This is a genomic window from Pseudomonas sp. ADAK13, assembly GCF_012935715.1.
Classification (GTDB): Bacteria; Pseudomonadota; Gammaproteobacteria; order Pseudomonadales; family Pseudomonadaceae; genus Aquipseudomonas.
Genome location: NZ_CP052860.1, coordinates 6538495 through 6554538 on the forward strand (window position 1 = coordinate 6538495; position 16044 = coordinate 6554538).

Annotated in this window: 14 protein-coding genes; 9 read left to right on the forward strand and 5 right to left on the reverse strand. The window is 62.1% G+C overall.

The window, feature by feature from the left end; genetic code table 11:
- Window positions 1-65: 65 nt before the first annotated feature.
- The 3 genes from HKK54_RS30225 to HKK54_RS30235 are packed head-to-tail and all read right to left on the reverse strand — an operon-like array spanning window position 66 to window position 2680.
- On the reverse strand, window positions 66-1055 hold the full coding sequence (locus HKK54_RS30225) for an ABC transporter substrate-binding protein (protein WP_178121009.1): 990 nt from the start codon (window positions 1053-1055) through the stop codon (window positions 66-68).
- The gene (locus HKK54_RS30230; RefSeq protein WP_169388856.1) at window positions 1048-1815 is read right to left on the reverse strand and encodes an ABC transporter ATP-binding protein; all 768 of its coding nucleotides are present in this window, start codon (window positions 1813-1815) and stop codon (window positions 1048-1050) included. Before HKK54_RS30230 ends, HKK54_RS30225 begins: the two co-directional genes overlap by 8 nt.
- 1 nt (window position 1816) lies before the next feature.
- Window positions 1817-2680, reverse strand: a complete 864-nt coding sequence (locus HKK54_RS30235; RefSeq protein WP_169388857.1) for an ABC transporter permease — start codon at window positions 2678-2680, stop codon at window positions 1817-1819.
- Between the two features lie 250 nt (window positions 2681-2930).
- On the opposite strand from HKK54_RS30235, the gene HKK54_RS30240 reads away from it, so the two are divergent.
- The 4 genes from HKK54_RS30240 to HKK54_RS30255 all read left to right on the forward strand — a co-directional run bounded on the left by HKK54_RS30240 (window position 2931) and on the right by HKK54_RS30255 (window position 8226).
- Entirely contained in the window at window positions 2931-4019 is a 1089-nt protein-coding gene (locus tag HKK54_RS30240; RefSeq protein ID WP_010171942.1) for an LLM class flavin-dependent oxidoreductase, read from the forward strand.
- A gap of 118 nt (window positions 4020-4137) precedes the next feature.
- The gene (locus HKK54_RS30245) at window positions 4138-4647 is read left to right on the forward strand and encodes a sigma-70 family RNA polymerase sigma factor (RefSeq protein ID WP_010171944.1); all 510 of its coding nucleotides are present in this window, start codon (window positions 4138-4140) and stop codon (window positions 4645-4647) included.
- A gap of 5 nt (window positions 4648-4652) precedes the next feature.
- The gene (locus HKK54_RS30250; protein WP_237151028.1) at window positions 4653-5642 is read left to right on the forward strand and encodes a FecR domain-containing protein; all 990 of its coding nucleotides are present in this window, start codon (window positions 4653-4655) and stop codon (window positions 5640-5642) included.
- Between the two features lie 118 nt (window positions 5643-5760).
- Window positions 5761-8226 carry a TonB-dependent siderophore receptor gene (locus tag HKK54_RS30255; protein WP_169388858.1) on the forward strand — a complete coding sequence of 822 codons (2466 nt, stop codon included), beginning with the start codon at window positions 5761-5763 and terminating at the stop codon, window positions 8224-8226.
- 41 nt (window positions 8227-8267) lie between these two features.
- On the opposite strand, the gene HKK54_RS30260 is transcribed toward HKK54_RS30255, so the two are convergent.
- Window positions 8268-9062, reverse strand: coding sequence for a class II aldolase/adducin family protein (locus HKK54_RS30260; protein ID WP_010171950.1), 795 nt, complete (start codon window positions 9060-9062; stop codon window positions 8268-8270).
- A 107-nt stretch (window positions 9063-9169) separates the two neighbouring features.
- Entirely contained in the window at window positions 9170-10075 is a 906-nt protein-coding gene (locus HKK54_RS30265; protein WP_010171952.1) for a LysR family transcriptional regulator, read from the reverse strand.
- A 219-nt stretch (window positions 10076-10294) separates the two neighbouring features.
- Between HKK54_RS30265 and HKK54_RS30270 the strand changes: the two genes are divergently transcribed.
- The 5 genes from HKK54_RS30270 to HKK54_RS30290 all read left to right on the forward strand — a co-directional run bounded on the left by HKK54_RS30270 (window position 10295) and on the right by HKK54_RS30290 (window position 15917).
- Window positions 10295-10903, forward strand: a complete 609-nt coding sequence (locus HKK54_RS30270) for a cysteine dioxygenase (RefSeq protein WP_010171955.1) — start codon at window positions 10295-10297, stop codon at window positions 10901-10903.
- On the forward strand, window positions 10900-12483 hold the full coding sequence (locus tag HKK54_RS30275) for a rhodanese homology domain-containing protein (RefSeq protein WP_169388859.1): 1584 nt from the start codon (window positions 10900-10902) through the stop codon (window positions 12481-12483). The genes HKK54_RS30270 and HKK54_RS30275 overlap by 4 nt, the downstream gene beginning before the upstream one ends.
- Before the next feature lie 102 nt (window positions 12484-12585).
- Entirely contained in the window at window positions 12586-13542 is a 957-nt protein-coding gene (locus HKK54_RS30280) for an ABC transporter substrate-binding protein (protein WP_169388860.1), read from the forward strand.
- Between the two features lie 13 nt (window positions 13543-13555).
- Window positions 13556-14899, forward strand: coding sequence for an LLM class flavin-dependent oxidoreductase (locus HKK54_RS30285; RefSeq protein ID WP_169388861.1), 1344 nt, complete (start codon window positions 13556-13558; stop codon window positions 14897-14899).
- Window positions 14900-14912: 13 nt separating this feature from the next.
- Entirely contained in the window at window positions 14913-15917 is a 1005-nt protein-coding gene (locus HKK54_RS30290; protein WP_169388862.1) for an ABC transporter substrate-binding protein, read from the forward strand.
- Window positions 15918-16044: the final 127 nt, after the last annotated feature.

A 16044-nucleotide genomic window follows, 5' to 3' on the forward strand; every position in this document is an offset into this window, starting at 1 on the left:
CTGTTCCCTACCCGCAAGTTTTCCCGGGCCCATGAGACCTCAGACCCGGGCAAAACACAACGACTTCAGGGCGCGGCAGCCAACGATTGCGGCGAAAATACCTCGGTATCGGTCAATGCCTGAACCTCTACCCGGTGCGGGAAAATCTTCTTTTCCACAAACAAATCATCCACCTGCTGCAACGCCTGTATGTCCCGTTCCTCGACCGGCAACAGCGACTCATCACCCCATTTGCGCAGCAACTGTGAAACCTCCAGCGGGATATCGTTGACCTTGGCAAACACCCGCGCGTATTCCTCGGGGTTCTGCTGCGCCCACTCGAAGGCCTTGGCAAAACGCTGCAGGACGTCACTCAACGCCTTGCGCTTGAGCGGGTCGGCCAGCACCTCATCGGAGGCGGTGATAAAGGTCAGGCCGGTGTTGATGCCCTCCCCGCTGATCAGCACCCGCGCGCCCTTTTGCTCGGCGAACGCCTGATACACCCCGAAGGTAGCCCAGGCTTCGATCTTGCCGGCATTGAACGCGGGCAACGCATCGGTGGGCAGGACGAAGCCGACGTTGACGTCCTTTTCATCCACGCCCGCATTCTCCAGGGCGCGGATCAACAGGTACTGGGAAATGCTGCCACGGGCGGACGAGACCACCACATTGAGGCCTTTCAGGTCTGCCACACTGTGGATCGGTGAATCGGGCGGCACCAGGATCGCAATGCTCCGTGCCTGGCTGCGACGCACGGCGACAATACGCAATGGCGTGCCCCCGGTCGCGGCCGCCAACACCGGCGTATCACCCGCCGGGCCGAGGTCTACGGCGCCGGCGCGCAACGCTTCGAACAGCGGCGCGGCGCCCTGGAAGTTGGCCCACTGCACCTTGTAGTCGATACCGTCCAGGGCGTGAGAGGCCTCCACCACGGTGCGCAAGCCCTTGGCCTGGTCACCGAGGATCAAGGTCACGCCGGACAACGCCGAAGCGGACTCAGGGGCTTCGGCGGCTTTGTCGCAGCCGCCCATCACTAGCGCCGCTGCCAGCAGCAAAACCGTTCTGAACTCAGCCATGGGCAAACCGCCGCACGGTGGCGCTGGCGGGCTGTGCGGCCGGGGCGTCCACCTCCACGCCCAGCAGGCTCAGCAAGCGTGCACGGATCGCCTGGAAACCGTCCTGCCCGGTGTCCCGTGCGCGGGGCAGATCGATGCTCAGTTGTTCGGCAATCTTGCCGTCCGCCAGCACGATCACACGGTCGGCCAGCAGGATCGCTTCGTCGACGTCGTGGGTCACCAGCAACACCGCCGGCGTGTGTTTGCGCCAGAGTTCGATGATCAGGCGATGCATCTTGATGCGGGTCAGCGCATCCAGGGCGGCGAAGGGTTCGTCCAGCAACAGCAACTTGGGCTCGCGCACCAGGCCACGGGCCAATGCCACGCGCTGGGCCTCACCGCCGGACAGCGTTGCGGGGTACGCCTCCAGCCGATGGGCCAGCCCGACTTCCGTCAAGGCCTGCACCGCCCGGGCCTTGGCGTCGGGCACCCGCAGGCCGAGGATCACGTTTTTCCAGGCGCGCTTCCACGGCATCAGCCGCGGTTCCTGGAACACCGCCGCCCGAGCCTTGGGCACGCGCAGTTGGCCGCTGTCGATACTGTCCAGGCCCGCGAGGCTGCGCAGCAAGGTGGTCTTGCCGGAACCGCTGGCGCCCAGCAGCGCGACAAACTCCCCGGGGGCGATATCCAGGTCCAGGCCATCAATGACCCGCTGCTGGCCGAACTGGCGCACCACATTACGCAACTGCACCGGTGCTGCTGAAGCTTCGAGAGTCGACATGTCAGTTCCTCACAAACGATGGGCGCCAGGCCAGGGCAAAACGTTCCAGGGTGCGGATCAAGCCATCGATCAGCAGGCCCAGCACGCTGTAGATCAGCAGGCAGATCACGATCACGTCGGTGCGCATGAAGTCGCGCGCATCACTGGCCAGGTAGCCGATGCCGGCGGTGGTGTTGATTTGCTCGACGAACACCAGGGCCAGCCACGAGATGCCCAGGGAATAGCGCAGGCCGACAAAAAACGACGGCAACGAGCCCGGCAGGATCACATGCCAGATCAGCTCGCGACGATTGAGGCCAAGGGTGTTGGCGGCCTCGATCAATTTGGGGTCGATGTTGCGGATGCCGGCGAACAGATTGAGGTAAACGGGAAAGGTGGTGCCGGTGACAATCAGCGCGATCTTGGTGAACTCGCCGATGCCGAACCAGAGGATGAACAACGGCACCAGCGCCAGGGACGGGATGGTACGCAGCATCTGCATCGGTGAGTCGAGGATCACCTCGCCACGCTTGGACAGCCCGGTGATCAGCGCCGCCACCACCCCGATACTCACACCGATGCTCAAGCCCAGCAGTGCCCGTTGCAGCGACACCAGCAAGTGCTTGCCCAACTCGCCGGAGACGATCATTGCCCACAAGGTGCCGCCAATCTGCGACGGCGCGGCGATGACCCGCGCCGGGATAAAGCCCAGCTCGGAGGCCAGCTCCCACAGCAGCAGCAACACAATCGGGCTGACCAGGCGCAGCAGCACGTCGGGGGTGCGCCAGTTGCGCAGCCAGCGCGGAGTCAACCGGGATGCAACCCCGGCGTGACCCTCGGCCTTGTCGACGGAAAACGAACTGGCGTTAAGGGACTTTTCAGTCATCGGGCTTCCTTCCTCATCAAGAACACGGCCAGGAGCGCCGCTGCGGTTTCATGCTATTCGCATAAAAAACCTCAGTGAAATTCTATTTGGGAATAACCTAATGCGATTAAAATGCGCATTACTGATAACTATACAAAAATATGATTCTGTATTTTTATAATTAGGATAGAACCAATCGGCATTTTACAGGCCCGGGCACTGCCCCTATTTTCGATACCAGCTTTATTCCTGCCCTCAACAAGGACTGACCATGAGCATCGAATTTATCGGCTATATCGGCGGCCACCACGCCTCGGAGATCCACCCTCGCAGCGGCCCGACCTTGCAACCCGACTACGTGGAAACCGTGGCCCGCGCCCACGAAGAGGCCGGCTTCGACCGTGCCCTGGTGGCCTTCCACTCCAACAGCCCGGACAGCACCTTGATCGCCGCCCACGCGGCCAGCGTGACCCGCAAATTGAAGTTCCTGATTGCCCATCGACCAGGGTTTGCCCAACCCACCCTCGCCGCCCGGCAATTCGCCACGCTGGATGTGTTCAACGGTGGACGCACCGCCGTGCACATCATCACCGGCGGCGATGACCGTGAACTGCGGGCCGACGGCAGCCATATCGACAAGGACGAGCGCTATGCGCGCACCGACGAATACTTGAGCGTGGTGCGCCAGGAATGGACCAGTGAAAAACCCTTCGACCATCACGGCACTTACTACCAGTACGAGGGTGCGTTTTCCACGGTGAAGTCGCCGCAGCAGCCGCATATTCCGCTGTATTTTGGCGGGTCTTCAGCGGCCGCCATTGCGGTGGCGGGCAAGCATGCGGATGTGTATGCGCTGTGGGGTGAGACCTACGAGCAGGTGAAGGAAGTGGTCTCTCAGGTGCGCGCTGAGGCAGCCAAACATGGGCGTACGGTTCGCTTCAGTTTGTCGTTGCGGCCGATCCTGGCGGAGACGGAAGCGCTGGCGTGGGAGCGTGCGGATCGCATCCTGGAGCAGGCGACGGCGTTGGCTGAGAAGAATGGGTTTGTGAAGCGTGAACCGCCGAATGAGGGGTCGCGTCGGTTGTTGGCGGCGGCGGCCCAGGGGTCACGTCTGGATAAGCGGTTGTGGACCGGGATTGCCGGGTTGCTGGGGGCCCAGGGGAATTCGACGTCGCTGGTGGGCACGGCTGATCAGGTGGCTGAAGCTCTGCTCGACTATTACGATCTGGGTATTACGACCTTTTTGATTCGTGGGTTTGATCCGCTTGATGATGCGATTGACTATGGGAAGCGGCTGATTCCGCTGACCCGCCAGTTGGTGGCTGAACGGGAGCGGCAGGCGGCTGAAAAAGTCGCCTGACACCACCTGCGGGAGCTGCCCACGCAGCTCCCGCAGAGAAAATCGCTGATTGCATCCAACCCTCTCGCCACGCTAAAGTTGAGAATAATTATCAATCACTAGCTGGCACCTGCACTCCATGAACAACCGCAGCAGTTTCGAACAGGACGTCGAACACCTCTACCTTGAACACAGTGGGTGGTTGAAAAACTGGTTGCGCAAACGTCTGCACGAAACCGCCGATGCCGATGATCTTGCCCAGGACACCTTCGTGCGAATCATCGGTGCGCGGCGTCCGGTCAATGAGTTGCGCCAGCCCTTGGCCTACCTCGCCACCATCGCCAACAGCCTCCTGATCAACCGCTGGCGCCGCCAGGCCGTGGAGCGCGCTTACCAACACGTGTTGGCCGAGCAACCACAAGCGCTGGAGATATCGCCGGAAGACAAATACCTGCTGATCGAAACTCTGGTGGAAGTCGATGAACTGCTGCACGGAATGCCCGCCGGCATGCGCGAAATCTTCCTGCTGTCGCAGCTCGACGGGCTGACCTACAAGCAGATCGGCAGCCAGTTGGGCCTGAGTGTCGACAAGGTGCAAAAGTCCATGAGCAAGGCATTCACGCTGTGCTACGCCAGCCAGTTCGAGTAAGCGCCGTGTCGGTTCAGGATCTTCAGGAACACCCCATCCCCGAATCCGTGCGTGACCAGGCTGTCGCCTGGTTCACCCTGGCGCAATCGGGTGAGATCAGCCCGCAGCAGCAGGAACAGTTGCAACAGTGGCGCCAGGCCGATCCCCAACACGAACGCGCCTGGCAACGCTTCACTACCCTCACCCAGCAGTTGCAACGGCGCAGCCAGCAACTGAGCACTCCGCTGGCACGCCAGACCTTGCAACAGACCCGAACCCTGGAGCGTGATCGTCGCCAGGTGCTGAAAATCCTGTTGGGTGCCGGCTTGTTGGGCGGTACCGCCTGGCAGGCCAGCGACAGCTTTTGGATTCAAAGCGCCTTGGCCGACTACCACACCGCCACCGGCGAACGCCGCCACCACACCCTGAGCGACGGCACACAAATCTGGCTTAACACACGAACGCTGCTGGATGCGCAATACGATGCCCAGGAACGCCGCCTGACCCTGCGTCAAGGCGAAGTCGACATCCTCACCGCCAGCGACCCCGCCCGGCGCCCCTTGTTGGTGTACACGGCCGAAGCGCGCCTGCAACCGTTGGGCACGCGCTTCACTGTGCGCCGCGAAGACGATGGCCGCGGAACCCGGGTCGCCGTCAGCAGCGGCCGGGTCGCGGCGAGCCTCAAGGCAGGGGGCGAGGCGCTGGTGGTAGACGCCCACTCACAGGCCTGGATCAGCAGCACTCGCGTCTACCCGGCACAACCGGCCAGCCTGAACGAAACGGCATGGATCGACGGATTCATCGTGGCCGAACGCATGCGACTTGCGGATTTCGCGCAGGAGCTGACCCGCTATCTGCCCGGTATTTTGCGCTGTGAACCGGCAGTCGCGGACTTGCGACTGAGCGGCTCTTACCCGCTGAACAACCCTGGGCAGATCTTCGCAATGCTCGAACAAAGCCTGCCGGTGAAGGTACAACAGCGCACCCGTTATTGGGTCACCCTCACCACGCGATGAGCCTGTCGTGAAAATAAACTGAAAAAAGCGGCAGGTTTTTCATTCTCGTTTGGCTTATGGGCGAATCCCGCTCATTGCAGTGGCGGGAAAGCCCTCCTCCTGACTCCGGAAACCTGCCATGAACGACCGCTCCGCCCCTCGCCCACGCAGCAGCAATCATCGCTGTGCATCAACCCTCAGCCTGGTCCTGTTCAGCGGTGCGGTACTTGCGCAAAGCGTGCTCGCACCGGTCGCCCTGGCGCAAACGGCGGACAGGCAGATCCACTTCGCGGTCGGCGCAGGGCCGCTGGACCTGGTGCTGGGCCAGTTCGGATTGCAAGCATCCATTGCGGTTTCCGCCAACGCGAGCCTGACCGCCGGCAAAAACAGCCCGGGCCTCGAGGGTGCCTACACAGTAGCCCAAGGCTTTGCGCGGATTCTGGCGGGCAGCGGTTACACCGCCGCGCTGCAAACCAACGGCAGCTATGTACTGGTGCCCCAGGCCGAAAGCAAGGGTGCCCTGGAGCTCGGTGCCACCAATATCAATGCCACGGGGCTGGGTGCTACCACGGAAAATACCGGTTCCTACGCCACCGGCTCGATGCAGACCGCCACCAAGCTGCCGCTGTCGCTGCGTGAAACGCCGCAGTCGGTGACCGTCATCACCCGTCAACGCATGGACGACCAAGGCATGCGCAGCCTCGACGATGTGGTGCAAGCCACCCCAGGGCTGCGCATGTCCGCAGCACGGCCGGCCAACAGTGAGTATTTCTCCCGCGGTTTCCCCATCAACAACCTGATGTTCGACGGATTGCCCACCACTTACAACGCCGACTGGGTAGCCGCTGCCGACATGGCGCCCTACGACCACGTGGAAATCGTGCGCGGCGCCACCGGGCTGATGCAAGGTGCAGGCAACCCGTCCGCGGCCATCAACATGGTGCGCAAGCGACCGACGCGGGAGTTCCAGGCCAGCGTCACGGGCAGCGCCGGCAGTTGGGACAATTACCGCTCCGAGCTGGACGTGTCCGGCCCTCTCAACGACAGCGCCAGCGTGCGTGGACGGTTTGTCGGGGCGTATCAGGACAAGGACAGCTTCCAGGATTACGCCGGCCGCGAACGGGGGGTGTTCTACGGCATCAGCGAGTTCGACCTGAGCGACAGCACCACCCTGACGCTTGGAGCGTCGGACCAAAACGATAACAACAACATCAACTGGGGTGGGTTACCGGTCAACAGCGACGGCAGCCATGCCAATTTTTCGCGCTCCAAGACCTTTGGATACAGCTGGAGCCACCAGGACATCGACAACAAAACCGTATTTGCCGAGCTGGATCATCGTTTCGACAATGACTGGCGCCTGCACCTGGCCGCGTCAAAGAACTGGTCTGACTTCGCGCTGACCGGTGCCGTACTGGAACACTACGGCGCCTATCAGCAACGGGTGTTCAACCAGACCCGCAACTACGATCAGTCCACTTATGACGCCTACGCCAGCGGGCCGTTCAGCCTGCTGGGGCGCCAGCATGAACTGGTGGTGGGTGCCAGCAAGCGCCAACTCAAGACCAGCGGCAAGGGCGGCAACATGTTCATTCCAGTGGCCGACATCATCAACTTCAGCCCCCGCAGCGTACCCAAGCCCACTGTGCCGGACAGCTACGACCTGAATGAAAAAGTCGACCAGGAAGGTCTCTACATCACCACCCGCTGGAGCATCACCGACCCGCTGAAAGTCATCCTCGGCGCGCGCCTGGACTGGTATGACACCACCTCGATCTACAACCAGATCAATGACGGTTACTACACCAACAGCCAGTACAAGGTCACCCGCAACCTGACGCGCTACGCGGGTGTGATCTATGAACTGGACGAGCACCACTCGGTCTACGCCAGCTACACCGACATCTTCATGCCGCAAAGCGAGATCGCCAACGACAACTCGGTAATCAAGCCGATCGAGGGCAAGAACTACGAAATAGGTATCAAGGGTGAATACTTCGGCGGCGCGCTCAATGCCAGTGCCGCGCTCTTCCAGATCGACCAGGAAAACCGCGCGGCCTTGCTCGACAACCAGTCCCAGTGCGCGCGCAGCAACGACGGTGTGTACTGCTACGAAGCCGCCGGCAAGGTCCGCAGTCAGGGTATCGACCTGGAACTGATCGGCGCCCTGACCCCTGATTGGCAAGTAGGCGCCGGCTACACCTTCGCCCAGGCCAAGTACCGCAAGGACGCCGACCGCACCAAGGAAGGCCGTCTGTTCGACACCGACCTGCCACGCCACATGTTCAAGTTGAACACCGTGTACACCCTGCCAGGGGAGCTGAATCAGTGGCGTGTCGGCGCCAACCTGTATAGCCAGAGCAGCATGTTCAACAAGGGCAGCAACTCCAGTTTCGGCCCTTACCATATCGAACAGGACGCCTATGCACTGGTGGGATTGATGGTGGGCTACAAGGTCAATCAACACCTCGATACCCGGCTGAACGTCAACAACCTGTTCGACAAAAAGTACTATCAGGGCATCGCCGGCAATAGCACATGGAGTCCGTATGATGTGTATGGCGATCCGCGCAATTTCTCGGTGACCGCCAAGTACAGCTTCTGACCCGACCTGCGGTGAGAGAGCAGTCTCTCTCACCGCACCGATCAGTTCTTGTAGTCGGTATCGCTGCGCTCCAACTGCCGAATCAGCGCATTCCAGTGCCGCGCCACGCCGGGCCCATCACCGCTCTTGAACACCTCAGCCTGCTTCTCCACCTTGGCCACCACCTCGGCCGGCGGAAAGATCAACTCGGCATTCCCCCCCGCCTGCGCCGCGATCTGGATATTGCACGCCCGCTCCAACCCCTGCAGTTGCTGAAACGCATGCTCCACACTCACCCCCGCCGTCAGCAACCCATGGTTACGCAGGATCATCACACTCTTGTCCCCCAGGTCCGCCACCAGCCGCTCACGCTCGTCCAGGTCAAGGGCCACGCCTTCATACCCGTGATACGCCACGCGCCCGGAAAAACCGATGGAGTGCTGGGAGATCGGCAACAACCCGTCCTTCTGTGCCGACACCGCAATGCCGTCGCGGGTATGGGTATGCAGCACCGCTTGCAGGTCGTGGCGGGCGGCGTGGATGGCGCTGTGGATCACGTAGCCCGCGTAGTTGATACCCAGGCCCGTAGGGTCATCGACGATCGTACCGTCGATGTCCACCTTGACCAGGTTGGAAGCGCTGATCTCATCGAACAACAGCCCATAGGCGTTGATCAGAAAATGCTCCTCAGGCCCCGGCACGCGGGCGGAGAAGTGGGTGTAGATGTGGTCAGTCCACTTGTACAAGGCCGCCAGCCGATAGGCCGCCGCCAGCTTGACGCGCACCTCCCACTCTTCCGGAGTAACCCGCTGGCGAACGTTGTTCGAGACACTGGAGATCGAGGTGACGCTGCTCATGGCAAAACTTCCTGGATGGCCTTAAGGACTTCCAGGCAAGCCTAGGGGATGCCAAAAAATAATAAAAAGCACATTTTAATCTAAGCTAATTATTATTTTTTTTCATATCACGCCGCATTCCGGATCTTGTGCAACGACGTCGCCACCAACTTGCCAAAGGCATCCACCGGCCCTTGCAGGTTGCCAAGGAAGTGCGGGTAGATCAGCCACAGGTCCATCACTGGCTTGAAATCCTTCAGCGGCATGGCTGCCAATTGATCGCGATGGGCACTGCGTTCCAGCAGCGGGCGTGGCACCAGGCCAAGGCCCAGGCCGTCAGCCACCAGGCCCAGTTGCAGCTCGGTGCCAAAGGTCTCCAGGTTGACCCGCAAGGCCAGGCCCTGGTCCGACAAGGTGCGTTGCAGCCCGGCGCGGAAGCCACAGCCATCCGGGTTGAGGATCCAGCCGCTCTGGTACACATCGGCCAGCTTGCACGGCTTTTTCGGCAGCTGGGCCTTGGCGCAGACCACCACCAGCTCCATCTTGCCGATGGACTCGCCGACGATGTTGTCCGGGAAGATCTTGCCCGCCGGGAACAGCGCCGCCGCTGCGTCCAGTTCGCCGCGCTCGATCTTGCCCACCAGTTGGCTGCCCCAACCGGTGGCCACCTGGGCCCGCAGCTCGGGGTATTCGCTGCGCAGGTGCTTGAGGGCATCCAGCAGCACCACGTCGCCGATGGTTTGCGGCACGCCCAGCCGCAGCAGGCCGGTGGGCGGTGCGTCGGTGGCGACCAGTTCGCGCAGGGCGTCCATCTCCCGCAGGATCGAACGGCACTGTTCATACACCCGCGTACCGATCAAAGTAGGCTTGAGCGGCTTGGTGTTGCGGTCGAACAACTCCACCCCCAGCGCCTGCTCGAAGTTCTGCACGCGACGGGTGATCGCCGGCTGGGTCAGTTGCAACGACTCGGCGGCGTGGCTGATGGACTGGCAACGAATCACTTCGACAAAGGCATCGATATCGTCAATTTTCATTTGGGCCGCACATAGAGAACAGTCATTAAGATGTGTGAAAAGCATAGTTCCATAAACGGTGGCTGGATAGCCCGCCACCCGATCGATAACGTCTAACGCTATTCAAACCGGTTCTAAATTACTTTCCGCTATAACCTAATCATTAAAAAATAGCATATTAACTATAAACATTATGCTTAGATAAACCCATCACCACGAACCACCCACGATGGAATTGTCATGACCCAGGCCCGACACCCGGAGAGACTCAGAGCATTCATTGGCGCCCTGGCGGAATTGATCGACGGCAACCCTCGCGAAGGTGACCTGCTGCACCGCGGCGGCAAGCTGCTGGCGCAACTGGTGAGCCACGATGACTGGCTGCCGGACGAATTTGCCCAACCCAACCCTGAGCGTTATCAGCAATTTCTGCTGCACGCCGATTCGCGCCAGCGCTTCAGCATTGTCAGTTTTGTGTGGGGACCGGGGCAAACCACGCCGATCCATGACCATCGGGTGTGGGGGCTGATCGGCATGCTGCGCGGCGCCGAGTATTCCCAGGGGTTTGAGCGCAACGCCGAGGGCGCCTTGATCCCGGATGGAAAACCCATCCAGCTGGAACCCGGCCAGGTGGAAGCCGTGTCGCCAAAGATCGGTGACATCCATCAAGTCAGCAATGCCTTCGACGACCAGGTGTCCATCAGCATTCACGTGTACGGCGCCAATATCGGTGCCGTGCGCCGCGCCGTGTATCAGCCGGACGGCAGCGAGAAACTGTTTATCTCCGGTTATTCCAACGCCTTTCTCCCGAACATCTGGGATTTGTCCAAAGAGAGCCCTGCCCTATGAGTACTGCATCGAACCGCACCTTCGCCCAGATTCGCCAGGCCCTGTTGGACCATGAAGAAGTCGCCCTCGTGGATGTACGCGAGGAAGCGCCGTTCGCTGAATCCCACCCGCTGTTCGCCGCGAATATCCCGCTGTCGAAACTGGAACTGGAGGTGTATTCGCGCATTCCGCGCCTGGACACCCACGTGACCGTGTACGACAACGGTGAAGGCCTGGCGCAGATCGCCGCCCAGCGTTTGCACGCCCTCGGCTACACCCGGGTCAGCCTGCTGGAAGGCGGCCTGGACGGTTGGCGCAACGCCGGCGGCGAATTGTTTATCGACGTCAATGTACCCAGCAAATCCTTCGGCGAACTGGTGGAAAGCCAGCGCCACACGCCGTCCCTGGCGGCTGAAGAAGTGCAGGCATTGCTCGACAGCAACGCCGACGTGGTGGTGCTCGACGCCCGCCGCTTTGATGAATACCAGACCATGAGCATTCCCACCGGCATCAGCGTGCCGGGGGCTGAACTGGTGCTGCGCGCCCGTGAACTGGCGCCCGACCCGGCCACCCGTATCATCGTCAATTGCGCCGGGCGCACCCGCAGCATCATCGGCACCCAGTCACTGATCAACGCCGGCATCGCCAACCCGGTGTCCGCCCTGCGCAACGGCACCATCGGCTGGACCCTGGCCGGGCAGACGCTGCAACACGGCCAGGCCCGACGCTTTGCGCCGACCTCAGAAGAACATCGCCAGATCGCCGCCAGGGACGCCCGCCAAGTCGCCGACAAGGCCCGCGTAGGCCGCGCCACCCTCGCCGATCTGCACCGCTGGCAGCAGGAAGCGACACGCACCACTTACCTGTTCGACGTACGCACCCCGGAAGAATTCGAAGCCGGCCACCTGCCCGGCGCGCGCTCTACACCCGGCGGCCAACTGGTACAGGAAACCGATCACGTCGCCAGCGTGCGTGGCGCCCGGCTGGTGCTGTCGGATGACGACGGTGTGCGGGCCAATATGTCCGCCTCCTGGCTCGCGCAACTGGGCTGGGAAGTGCATGTGCTGGATGACCTGCAACCCGCGCACTTCAGCGAGCAGGGAGCCTGGGTCGCCCCGGTTCCGGCACCGCAACAAGCCGAACTGATCAGCCCCCGGACCCTGGCCGAGTGGCAGGCACACGGCGACACCGCGGTGCTGGACTTCACCAGCAGCGCCAATTACGTCAAGCGCCACATTCCCGGTGCGTGGTGGGCGTTGCGCGCACAACTGCCCGACGCCTTGCGCAAGGTGCCCGCCGCCGAACGCTACGTGTTGACCTGCGGCAGCAGCCAACTGGCGCGCCTCGCGGTAGCCGAGGTGGAAGCACTGACCGGCAAGCAAGTGTTCCTGCTGCAGGACGGCACCGCCAGCTGGATCGCCGCACAACTGCCCCTGGAAGAAGGCGAAACCCGCCTCGCCTCACCGCGCATCGACCGCTACCGCCGCCCGTATGAAGGCACCGACAACCCGCGGGAAGCCATGCAGGCCTACCTGGACTGGGAGTTCGGCTTGGTGGACCAGTTGGCCCGCGATGGTACCCATGGGTTCTATGTGATCTGAACCCCACCTGGAGCGAGCCTGCTCGCTCCTCTTCCCATTACCAGCCGACCCCTTCTCCAGGCGGAGGTGACTGAACGCAAGACTTAGCCTGGAGCACGCCCGATGCGCTTTACCCTCGCCCTTTTACTGGTCGCCCTCACCTTGGGTGCGACCTGCCAGGCCGCCGACCTGCAACCCCTGCGGGTGGCCAACCAGAAATCCACCATCAAGGCCCTGCTGGAAGTCGCCGGCGAAACCCGGGATGTGCCCTACGAAATCCAGTGGTCCGAATTCCCCGCCGCCGCGCCGTTGGGCGAAGCACTCAACGCCGGCGCCGTGGACATCGGCGCCCTGGGCGATGCGCCCTATGTGTTCGCCCTCGGTGCCGGTGCACCGTTGAAGGTGGTCAGCATCATCCACGCCGAAGGCCGCAACACCACCGCGCTCATCGTGCCCAAGAACTCCCCGATCCACGACCTCGCCGACCTCAAGGGCAAGCGCATCGTGACCACCCGTGGCTCCATCGGGCACTTCCTGGCGATCAAGGCGTTGCGCAGCGCCGGCCTGTCCACCCACGACGTGCAGTTCATCTTCCTGCTGCCCAGCGAGTCACGCCTGGTACTGGACAACGGGACAGCGGATGCCTGGTCCACCTGGGATCCCTACACCACCGTCGTCACCTCCCAAAGCCAGGCCAGGGTCCTTGCCAGCGGCAACAACCTGCTGAGCAATCACCTGTACCTCGCCGCCACCAGCAAGGCGATCGCCGACAAGCGCGTGCAACTGGATGACTTTGTCGCCCGGGTCGACCGTGCCTACCGCTGGAGCAACGAGCATCCGCAGGAATTCGCCGCGGCTATGGCGAAAATCACCGGCTTGCCGCTGGAGGTGCACGTGGCCGTCGCCAACGCCACCCATATGCAGCCGGTCGCGATTGACGACACGGTGATCAGCGGCCTGCAAACCACCGCCGACATCTACCAGGAAGAAGGCCTGCTGACCAAACACATCGACGTCTCCCAAGGCTTCGACAAGAGCTTCAACGCCAAGCGTGCCCCCCTCACCCAAGCTTCCCGCTAACAGGAGATCGATCATGAGCAAACGCCAACTGAAACTCGGTGCCATGGTGCACGGCGTCGGTCACGGCTGGGGCGAATGGCGCCACCCGCAGGCGCAACCCAATGCCAGCGTCAACTTCGGGTTCTACAAACACCAGACGCAACTGGCTGAAAGCGCGAAGTTCGATTTCGTGTTCATCGCCGACAGCCTGCATATCCATGAAAAATCCAGCCCGCACTACCTCAACCGCTTTGAGCCACTGACCATTCTTTCAGCCCTGGCGGCCCTGACCTCGAATATCGGCCTGGTGGCGACGGTCACCGTCAGCTACACCGAACCGTTCCAGGTGGCGCGCCAGTTTGCCTCGCTGGACCACATCAGCGGCGGCCGCGCCGGCTGGAACGTGGTCACCTCGTGGCTCAGCGGCACCGCCGACAACTTCGGCAAGGCCGAGCACCCGCCCCATGCCGTGCGCTACCGCATCGCCAAGGAGCACGTAAACGTGGTCAAGGGCCTGTGGGATTCCTGGGAAGACGATGCCTTCGCCTACGACAAGCAGAGCGGCGAGTTCTTTACGCCTGGCAAGCTGCACGCGCTGAAGCACAAAGGCGAGTTTTTCTCGGTCAAGGGCCCGCTGAACATCGCGCGCTCGCGCCAGGGCCAACCAGTGATTTTCCAGGCCGGCACCTCCGAGGACGGGCGCAATTTTGCGGCCGAAAACAGCGACGCGATTTTCGTCCACGCCGAGACCTTCGACGAAGCAAAAGCCTACGCCCAAGACCTGAAAAAACGCGCCCGCCGTTTTGGCCGTGACGCCGATCAGTTGTCGATCCTGCCGGGCATCCGGCCGATCGTGGGCCGCGACGAGGCCGAGGTGGAAAGCCGCTACCAGCAAGCGGTGGACCTGGTGACCGTCGAAGATGCCATCGTCGCCCTGGGCCGCCCGTTCAACGACCACGACTTCAGCCAGTACCCGCTGGACGAACCCTTCCCGGAACTCGGCGACCTGGGTTCCAACAGCCAGAAAGGCGGCTCCGACCGCATCAAGCAGCTGGCCCGCGACGAGGGCCTGACCCTGCGGGAAGTGGCCCTGCGGTTCTCCCGGCCCAAGCGGGATTTTGTCGGCACCCCGGAGCAAGTCGCCGACGCGATCCAGACCTGGTTCGAAGCCGGCGCTGCCGACGGGTTCATCATCAATTCACTGCTGCCGGATGGCCTCCAGTACTTCACCGAGTGGGTGGTGCCGGTGCTGCAACAGCGCGGCCTGTTCCGCAGTGAATACAGCGGCGTCACCTTGCGGGACAACCTTGGCCTCGACGTACCGGCCAACCGCTACGCCGCCGCCTTTGAAACCCAACCCACACAGCTCGCCATCTGACCAGGGCACGACCATGACGAACACGATCAAACAGGGACAGTTCAATCGTCGCGGCTTCCTGGGCGCCAGTTCGATTGCCCTGGGCGCACTGGGCCTCGCCTCGCTGGTGCCACGGGCTTTTGCGGGGCCGGCGAAGCTCTCGGACCTGACCCTCGCCGTCGCCACCTACCGTGGCCAGGACTCGTATTTCACCGACGACGCCGGCACCTCCGACACCCCCTACAAGGTCGACTACGCCGAGTTTGCCGGCGGCAACCTGATCGTCGAAGCGCTGGCCTCGGGCAGCCTCGACATTGGCGGCATGAGCGAGATCCCACCGATCTTTTCGATCCAGAGCCACCGCGAACCGAAGCTGATCGCGGTGCTCCAAGGCGACGTGAATAACCAGGTGATCCTGATTCCCAAGGACTCGAAAATTGAATCCATCGCCCAGCTCAAAGGAAAACGTGTGGGCTACGTGCGCTCCACCACGTCCCACTACTTCTTGATCAAAGCCTTGAAGGAACAAGGGCTGACATTCAACGACATCACCCCCGTGGCACTGACGCCGCAGGATGGTTTCAGTGCGTTCCAGAGCGGCCAGCTGGACGCCTGGGTGATCTACGGGGTGTTTATCCAACTGGCGAAATTCCGCAGCGGTGCCCGGGTGTTGAAAACCGCCCTCGGCTACCTCTCCGGCAACTACCTGATCGGCGCCCGCCCCGCCGCCCTAGAAGACCCGCTGCGCAAACAGGCGATCCAGGATTACCTGCAACGCCAGGCGCGCACCCTGGAATGGATGAACAACAACCCCGAGCCCTGGGCCGAGAAATCAGCGAAGTTGCTGGGGGTGGATAAAGCGGTGTTCCTCGACGTGTACAACAACCGCAGCCAGCCCTACAGCGTGATTGAGGTGAACGACCAGGCCATCGCTTCGCAGCAGGAAGTGGCGGATCTGTTCTTTAACGCCGGGGTGTTGAGCGAGCGGCTGGATGTCAGCCCGTTATGGGATCGGGAGTTCAAGTTGCTGCCGATATAACCCGCCTTCGAAAACGCCGAATAACCCATTTGGGGGCGGGTTTGCTGTGGTGAGGGGGCTTGTCTCCCGATTGATGGAGCTGCTTCGCAGCCCAGCGCGGGGCAAGCCCGCTCACCACAACAAGCCC

Excerpts from the sequence above, each read along its gene's own strand:
- HKK54_RS30225 (WP_178121009.1), bottom strand. The coding sequence starts at position 1,055 with ATGGCTGAGTTCAGAACGGTTTTGCTGCTGGCAGCGGCGCTAGTGATG.
- HKK54_RS30230 (WP_169388856.1), bottom strand. The coding sequence starts at position 1,815 with ATGTCGACTCTCGAAGCTTCAGCAGCACCGGTGCAGTTGCGTAATGTG.
- HKK54_RS30235 (WP_169388857.1), bottom strand. The coding sequence starts at position 2,680 with ATGACTGAAAAGTCCCTTAACGCCAGTTCGTTTTCCGTCGACAAGGCC.
- HKK54_RS30240 (WP_010171942.1), top strand. The coding sequence starts at position 2,931 with ATGAGCATCGAATTTATCGGCTATATCGGCGGCCACCACGCCTCGGAG.
- HKK54_RS30245 (WP_010171944.1), top strand. The coding sequence starts at position 4,138 with ATGAACAACCGCAGCAGTTTCGAACAGGACGTCGAACACCTCTACCTT.
- HKK54_RS30255 (WP_169388858.1), top strand. The coding sequence starts at position 5,761 with ATGAACGACCGCTCCGCCCCTCGCCCACGCAGCAGCAATCATCGCTGT.
- HKK54_RS30260 (WP_010171950.1), bottom strand. The coding sequence starts at position 9,062 with ATGAGCAGCGTCACCTCGATCTCCAGTGTCTCGAACAACGTTCGCCAG.
- HKK54_RS30265 (WP_010171952.1), bottom strand. The coding sequence starts at position 10,075 with ATGAAAATTGACGATATCGATGCCTTTGTCGAAGTGATTCGTTGCCAG.
- HKK54_RS30270 (WP_010171955.1), top strand. The coding sequence starts at position 10,295 with ATGACCCAGGCCCGACACCCGGAGAGACTCAGAGCATTCATTGGCGCC.
- HKK54_RS30275 (WP_169388859.1), top strand. The coding sequence starts at position 10,900 with ATGAGTACTGCATCGAACCGCACCTTCGCCCAGATTCGCCAGGCCCTG.
- HKK54_RS30280 (WP_169388860.1), top strand. The coding sequence starts at position 12,586 with ATGCGCTTTACCCTCGCCCTTTTACTGGTCGCCCTCACCTTGGGTGCG.
- HKK54_RS30285 (WP_169388861.1), top strand. The coding sequence starts at position 13,556 with ATGAGCAAACGCCAACTGAAACTCGGTGCCATGGTGCACGGCGTCGGT.
- HKK54_RS30290 (WP_169388862.1), top strand. The coding sequence starts at position 14,913 with ATGACGAACACGATCAAACAGGGACAGTTCAATCGTCGCGGCTTCCTG.